The sequence below is a fragment of the Paraplanobispora siamensis genome, from assembly GCF_016863175.1.
GTDB lineage: Bacteria > Actinomycetota > Actinomycetes > Streptosporangiales > Streptosporangiaceae > Planobispora > Planobispora siamensis.
In genome coordinates, this window is sequence record NZ_BOOJ01000020.1 from 74335 (window position 1) to 81906 (window position 7572).

4 protein-coding genes are annotated in these 7572 nt (G+C 73.7%); 1 reads left to right on the forward strand and 3 read right to left on the reverse strand.

Annotation, left to right across the window (positions count from 1 at the left end):
* Position 1: 1 nt before the first annotated feature.
* From Psi01_RS10495 to Psi01_RS10505, 3 genes are all read right to left on the reverse strand, one after another.
* Complete coding sequence (locus Psi01_RS10495; protein WP_204063763.1) at positions 2-2425, reverse strand: type IV secretion system protein; 2424 nt, start codon at positions 2423-2425, stop codon at positions 2-4.
* Between the two features lie 83 nt (positions 2426-2508).
* The gene (locus Psi01_RS10500; RefSeq protein WP_204063764.1) at positions 2509-5001 is read right to left on the reverse strand and encodes an ATP-binding protein; all 2493 of its coding nucleotides are present in this window, start codon (positions 4999-5001) and stop codon (positions 2509-2511) included.
* Between the two features lie 127 nt (positions 5002-5128).
* Positions 5129-6187, reverse strand: a complete 1059-nt coding sequence (locus Psi01_RS10505) for a MinD/ParA family ATP-binding protein (RefSeq protein WP_204063765.1) — start codon at positions 6185-6187, stop codon at positions 5129-5131.
* A 970-nt stretch (positions 6188-7157) separates the two neighbouring features.
* Here Psi01_RS10505 and Psi01_RS10510 point away from each other — a divergent pair.
* On the forward strand, positions 7158-7572 hold a 415-nt coding region (locus tag Psi01_RS10510; protein ID WP_204063766.1), incomplete at its 3' end, for a dihydrolipoyllysine-residue succinyltransferase component of 2-oxoglutarate dehydrogenase complex.

Consider the following 7572-nt stretch of genomic DNA (forward strand, 5'->3'; position numbering starts at 1 on the left):
GTCAGTCCTTGTCGGGGTTGGACGGGCGGAGCCAGAAGGGCGTGGGCGCCTCATCGGCCCGCCTGCCCCGGTCGGAGCGGCCGGACAACCAGAGCGGGGGCGCCTCGGACGAGCGACCCGAGCGGTCGGAGCCGCCGCCGCGCGAACCCCCCGATCCCCGCGAACCGCCGAAGATGCTCCCGCCGGAGTCGGAGGACCCTCTCGACCCGCCGCCGAAGATGCTCCCGCCCGACGACCCGGAGGACGTGCGGGAGCCGCCGGACGAGCCGCGCGGACCGGTGTTCCGCGAACCGCCCGAGGAGCCGCGGGAACCACCCGAGGAGCCGCGTGAGCCGCCGCCGAAGATGCTCCCGCCCGGTGAGCCCGAGGAGGCCCGTGAGCCGCCGGAGGACGGGGCGGGCGCGGAGCCGCCGCCCGAGCTCGAACCGTTCTGGGAGGCCCAGCCTCCGCCGGACCGCCCGCCGAACCAGCCGCCGGCGCTCCCGGTGCGCGTCGGAGTGCCGCCGCCACCGCTCCCACCGCGTGCCGGAGCGCCGCCGCTCCCGCCCCGTGCGGGAGCTCCGCCGCCGGTGCGCGCGGGGGGCACGGTGCCCGCCGTACGGCCTCCGGACAGGTTGAGCGGCGGCGCCGCGCCGGTGCGCGGGGCGGTGACCGGACGGCCCACGCCCTTGCGCCGCCCGCCCGCCTGGGCGTCGGTGTCCAGCGGCGCGGGCTGCCCCGCCACCGGGACCCGGGTGCCCGAGGGCGTGCCCGCCGCCGGACCGCCCTCCTCGCCGCGGAGCTTGCCCTGGGCGACCGCGGCCGCCGCTCCGACGGACGCGCCTCCGGCCACCGCGGCCGCCTGCAGCAGGGGCTCGGCCTTGCGCATGCCCCACCGGCCGGCCCGGACCGCCGCGACCGGCGGCAGCACGCCCGCCGCGCGCTGCAGGGTGGGCGCGCTGGCCGCGTCGCCCAGCACCCGGGTGGTGAAGGTGTGCCCGTCCATCGAGGCGAACAGGTGCTGGAAGGGGCGCCGGTAGAAGAAGACCGCGATGGTCAGCAGTGCCATGAACATGACCTGCATGCCCCACGGCATGGCGGCGGAGATGATCAGGGCGTAGCCGTACACCAGCACGCCCAGCACCAGCGCCAGCACGGCCTGCCGCAGGAGCGTGCCGACCAGCATCTCCACCCAGCGCATCGCGATGATCCGGCCCGAGCCCGGATGCACGCCGATCAGCAGGAAGACCGGCGCGAGGATCAGCAGTAACAGGAAGCCGACCTTCAGCACCAGCAGCGATACCGCCACCAGGAAGATCAGCAACCCGGCGACCACCGCGGCCATGAGCGCGCCGATCGCGATGCCGAGCCGGCTGGTCCAGTCCTTGCCCTGCAGGAGGAAGTAGGTCGGGGTCTCCTTCAGGTAGGTGACGACCTCCTGCTCGTACCGGGCCTGGTGGGCGCTGCTGCCGGGCTGCTGGGCGGCCTTCTGCTCGGCCAGGTCGATGGCCTGGATGTCCAGCACCTTGGGCCCGAACTCACGCACCACCGGGGCGTCGGCGTCGGCGGTGCCGAACATGCCCATCAGCCACGGCTTGCAGACCAGGGTGGACCACAGCGCGTCGGCGTTCTGCTCCACCGCCGGGACGCCCGTGCGGCCGTAGCCGCCGGCCTGCGCCTGCGGGTTGGTCTCCCCCTTGGCCGGCAGGCACGACGCCCCGCCCGCGCCGGGCAGGCCGGAGAAGGCCGAGTTGACGACCTCGCCGGTCTTGTCGGTGACGACCTTGCCCATCCCGGTGAGGTCGCCGGGACGGCTGAAGAACCACACCGCGACGGTGACCGCGAGCACCATCCAGATGACGCCCTCGGCGGTCGTGGTCGCGCGCTTGCGGATCAGGCCGTACCAGGCCAGCCAGATGGCCCCGAGGATCACGACGGGCCGCAGGTACGGCCAGTACATCGCGTTGGACAGGCTGACCACGATGTCGTCGACCACGTTCTTGATCGACTCCAGCGGGCCCTCGGTCGCCGCCGCCTGGTAGGTCGTGATGGTCAGCCGGTCCAGCGCCTTGGCCCAGGAGAAGACCGTGTTGGCCCAGGCGTTGCCCAGCACCGCGGCGACGTCGTCGCAGCCGAGCTCGTTGGTGTGCCAGAACTGGCCGCTCATGCCGTAGGTGGCGTAGTTCGACTGCGCGGCCGGGGGCTGCGCCTGCGCACCCTCGACGGGCGGCGGCTCGACCAGGCCGTCCACTCCGGCGCCGACGACCTCGGGGGCCAGGTCGGGCGAGAGGTCGCAGGGCGCCGCGGCCGCGACGGACCCGCCGGTGGGGAAGACCAGCGGCAGCGCCATGAAGGCCACCAGCGCCACGAGCGCCACGGCGATCCGGCGGCCGACCCGCCCGCGGGGCCGTTCCGGACGCCGTCCGGACCGTTCCGTACGCCGCATGAGCGTCCATCCGCCGACGGCACGTCCCGGCCACCGGCGCGAACGTCTCCCACGGGGAGGATTCGATCCCTCGTCGGAGTCCTTCATGACCGCACCTCCAGCGCCGCAACCCCCGCCTGACCGACTCTGCCGCCCCCGGGAAGATCATGCACGTTCTCGTGAGGTTTGTCGTGGGTGGGATTCGTGTCGAGCCAGCTCAGCAGCTCGCCGGAGATGAGATCCACCCCGATGCGGCCCGCACGGCCGTCCAGGTCGCGGAAGATGCACTCGCCGTTGCCCAGCAGGCGCAGCACCGCCTTGTGCTCCTCGGAGGGGTCGACCCCGAGCAGCGCCATGACGTTCTCCACCTCGACGCGCTCGGTGGAGCGGAAGGCGAACACCGACGACAGACAGTTCGTCACCTGCTCGTTCAGCAGGTCGCCGGCGTTCTGCGAGACCATGACGAGCGCGGTGTTGCGCGAGCGGCCCATCCGGCTCACCTCGGGCACCAGCTTGGCGCCCTCCGGCGTGGAGGTGATCGCCCACGCCTCGTCCAGGAAGATCGCCTTGGGGGTCCGCCGGTCCAGGCCGTTCATCAGGCCCCTGGCGAACTGGGCGACCAGGTACAGCAGCGCCACCGACAGCCGCTGCTCGTAGGAGTAGTCGTCGCGGCCGGTCACGGCGTCCGGCAGGGTCAGCCCGCCGAGGGTGAAGACCGTGGTCCAGCCCTCGGTGTCGATCTGGTCGCCGCCGGAGGGGTCGAAGCAGAGCCGGGCCAGGTGCATCTCCGACATCGAGCGCAGCACCGCGCCCAGGTTCTTGGAGGCGGCGTCCTCCGCCTGCTCCAGATAGTCGACGACCTTGCCCAGCGAGGGCGCCTCGGCGTTGGAGACCGCCGCCACCGCCTGGATCATCGCCGACTCGCGCTCCTCCGACATGCGCGGCAGCAGCAGCCGCAACGTCTCGGTGGCCATCGTCTTCTTGGCCGCGAGGTCGTCGCCGAAGGAGAACGGGTCGAGCAGCCCCGGCGCCGCCGAGCCGAGCGGGATGATCCGCGCCTTCCTGCCCCGCTCCTGCAGGAGCCGGACCAGGGACTCGGCGTCCCCCTTGGGGTCGATCACCGCCACGGTGACCCCGCGCATCGCCATCTGGTAGATCATCAGCAGCGCCAGCGTGGTCTTGCCGCCGCCGGGCTCACCGGTGATCGCGATGGCCGTCGGCCGGTTGCGGGCCGCCGCCACCAGCGGGTCGAAGTGCACGATGCTGCGGGCGCGGCCCAGGGTCTCCCCGATGTACGGCCCCGCCCAGCCGGCGTTCGTCTCGTCCTCGCGGTCGCCGAGGTCCACCGTGGCCGTGGCCATGCCGCCCGCGATGGTGCGCAGCGGCTGCCGCTGGGCGTAGGCGTTGACCCGCACCCGCTCGCCCGGCAACGCCTCGCAGAACAGCGAGAACTGGTCGCCGGTGGAGTTGACGATGTCGATGCCCATGTCGCGGTAGTGCTCCACGACCGCCTCGACCCGCTGCACGCAGATCTCCTCGGTGGGAGCGGAGACGATCAGCCGGTGCCAGCCGTACACGAACGGCAGGCGCTCCTTGGTGATGCCGTGCTCCAGCATCCGGGCCGCGTCGATCTGCTCGGCCAGCGCCAGCGGCGCCTCCGCGCCCGCCTCCCGGATGTGGATGTCCATGTCCCGGGCGTGGGCGAGCTTGCGCGCGACGTCCTTGCTGGCCTTGACCGGGGAGATCAGCCGCATCCTGGAGCTGATCTCGACCGGGAAGGGCAGCTGGTCGGCGAAGTGCATCCACGGCTCGCCGTCGGGGAAGGGCATCAGGTCGGGGAAGCGGGCGAAGGACAGGTGGGCGACGTAGGAGTCGCCGTGCGGCTGCTCGATCCGCAGCAGCGACCTGCCGTTGTGGATCTGCCCCTCGACCAGGGACTCGATCTCCCCCTTGCCCCAGCGGCGTTTCGGGCTGGCCGAGGCGGGCGGGTCGCCGAGGGAGCCGGTCGCGGCGTGCTGGAACAGCCAGGCGATCTCGGTGGAGGTGGCGTGCCGGGCGTACAGGGCGCTGGCCCCCAGGGCCCGCCCGAGCCGCTCGGCCTGCTCGGTCCACCGGGTGATCTCCGTCTTGGGGATCTGGTCGTCCTCGATGCCCAGGGCCTTCTCGCTGCGCTGGTAGAAGCCGAAGAGCTGGGCGAAGACCCCGGTGCCCAGCTGCACGCCCCGCTGGCCGAGCCGTACGCCGAGGTAGACCTCCTTGCTCCAGAAGTCCTTGGCCCAGACGTGGCGGTACATCTCCTCCAGGTAGTCGCGCCAGCCCGGTCCCTCGTCGGAGGTCGCGTTGAGCGCCATCGCCCACTCCGCCGCGGGGTAGGTGCGGTGCGCCACCCTCAGGTGCACCTCGGCGTCCGGCATCCTGATCGCCGCGAGCGCGATCGTGATGTTGGTGGCCAGCGCCTCCCGCTCCTCGGGGGTGATGAACTCGTAGCTCACGGTCGGGAGGCGGAAGTACGCCCACGCCGCCGAGTCGGTCAGCAGGATCCGGTCGTCGAAGTAACGGACGGCCAGGCGGCTGCGCGCCCGCGACGCACGGCTCATACGCTCTCCTCCAACCGCACGGCCCCACCGCCGCCAGGCTCATCCGCGCCGTAACCCTCCGACCGCACGGCCCGATCGGCTCGCTCGGCCGCTGTCGGGGACAGCTCGTCTTGTCGCGTCCCGGGGATCACTGGGCCAGTTCCTCCTCGTTCGTTCGCGCCGCCCGCGCCGCTCCGAAGCCGGCCACCACCACACCGGCCAGCGCGAGATACGCCCGTCGGCCGGCCGCGCGCAGGTGGGACGGTTCCACCCGGTCGGACCTGCCGGGAGCCAATTCGTCCTCCCAGGGCACGCGGACGATCGCCCGGCACCTTCCCCGCGCCACCGCCTCCGCCTGCTCGACGTCTCCCATGCTCCGGCGGCTCACCCCGTTGACGACCATGACCGCCCGCCGGCGCAGGTCCTCGCAGCCGTGCCCGTCGAGCCACTCGTAGGTCATCGCCACCGCGTCCGGCCCGTCCTCGCTGGCCGGGGCGACCAGGACCAGCTGGTCGGCGTACGGCAGGACCCGGGCGGCCAGCGCCGCGGCGGGATCCACGATGATCAGCTTGTAGTGCAGGTCCAGCAGGTCCATGGTCCGGCCTAGCCTGTGGTCGGAGAACAGCGCCCGGTCCGCCAGGCGCTGCTCTGCGCCCGCGTCGCTCTCGCCCGCCAGGACCTCCAGGCCGGAGGCGCAGCGGCTGGTGTAGGCCCGCATGCCCAGATAGCCCTGGACGTTGTCCAGGTTCGCCAGCAGGGAGCCCAGCGTCTCGGGCGACTCCTCCTCGATCCGGCCGGACAGGGGATGCGGCCCGGCCCCGGCGTCGACCGCGAGCACCCGGTCCTCGCGGTAGCGGGCGAGCGTGTGTCCCAGCATGAGCGCCGTGGTGGTCTGACCGGCGCCACCGGTGCACCCCAGCACGACCACCCTGCGGCTGCCGCTGAAGATCCCCTTGGCCCGCGCCTCGTCGATCTCCGACCCGTCCGTACGGCTCCCGCTCCCGGGCCCCATCACGACCTGGGCCAGCCGCCGCCATCCCCCTTCGGAGTCCCGCCCGACGACCGACTCGACCCTGCGTACCCTGGCCTCCCCACGCCCCGGCCCACTCTCGCCCCGCCCGGCCCTGGGCACCGGCACCCCGGGATCGGTCTCCCCCGCACTCCCCGAGGGCACCGCCCGAATGGAGACGTTCCCCGGCACGATCACCGGCCGCTCCGGCCCCCAGACCCGCCGATCCCGCCCGGCCTGCCCGCCTTGGCCCTCACCAGCCCCCTGCCGACCCTGAACCGCCCCACCCTGCTCAGCCCGGTCCTCAGCCCGCTGCACGCCCTGCCCGGTCCGGTCCTCGGCCGGCTCGCCCTGCTCAACCGCCCGAACTTCGTCGGCCTTCCTGGCCACCGCTTCCCGGGCCTGCTCTTCGGCCCGGCGCCCGCTCTGAGGCTGAACCTCGCCGCTCAGGTCCGCCGACCCCAGCTCAGGCCGGGTCACCGCCGGCTGTCCAGCCGAGGAGCCGCTCTTTCCGATGGGCGACGGCTGCCCGCGGCGATGCTGGGCACGCACGCTCTCGTCCGTCTCCGCCTCCATCCCGGCGGCCCGCGATTCGACCGCAGCCGCACCGGAGGACGCCGGAGCCATGCCGGGTGTCTCCTCCACCCCTCGGGCGGAAATCGTGCCCCCAGGAGCGCTCTCAGCCCGGCCCGAAGGCACCTCGGCCGCGAACGGCTGAACGGCCGAACTCCGCTCCCCGGAAGCCGTACCCTCCGAACCGCCCTCGGCCCGAGCCGGAGAGTTCTCGGCCGCGAACGACTCAGCAGCCGAAGCCCGCTCCCCGGAAGCCGCGCCCTCCGAACCGCCCTCCGGACGGACCGAGGGGATCTCCGTGGGGAAGGGCCGGGCGGGCGGAGGGGTCTGAGCCGGAGGCGAAGGGGTGTGCGGTGGCGGGGGCGGGGAGACCCGGTCGGCCTCGGCGGAGGCGGCGAGCCTACGCAGGCGGCGTAGCGCCTCGGTGTCGATCGGGGCGGCGCGTCCGCCCGTCGCCCGTGCGGGGCGCGGCGCCCTGCCTTCGGAGGACTCGGCACCTCTGGAGGACTCGGCCGGTTCGGCGCGCTCCTGCGGTGCGGCGGGGGACTCTCCCGCCGAACCCCAACCCGAACCGGCGGGCGCTCCGGAGGAGGCCGTGGATCCGGTCGGAGTGGCGGGAGCCGCCCCGGACGAGAGGGCGGGAGCGTCCGAAGTCGCAGAGACCGGCCTCAAGGAGGCGTCCGGAGCCGTGGGCTCGGACGAGGTGACCGGAGTGGTGGACTCGGACGAGGTGCCGGGACGGATCCGCGCGGCGGAACCCGCCGATCCCACCTGTTCGACGGAACCCGCCGACTCCGACTGTGCGGCGGGGCCCACTGCCTCCGCCCGTGCGCTGGAGTCCACCGGCTCCACCCGCGCGGCAGAACCCATCGACTCCGCCCGGGCAGGAGAGCCCGTCGGCTCCGCCCGCACGGTGGAGTCCGCCGCCTCCGGCCGTACGCCGGAACTCCCCGCCTCCGGCCGTACGCCGGAACTCCCCGCCTCCGGCCGTACGCCGGAACTCCCCGCCT

What these genes read in the sequence shown, in the direction of transcription:
- Psi01_RS10495 (WP_204063763.1), bottom strand. Translation starts at nt 2,425, where the DNA reads ATGCGGCGTACGGAACGGTCCGGACGGCGTCCGGAACGGCCCCGCGGG.
- Psi01_RS10500 (WP_204063764.1), bottom strand. Translation starts at nt 5,001, where the DNA reads ATGAGCCGTGCGTCGCGGGCGCGCAGCCGCCTGGCCGTCCGTTACTTC.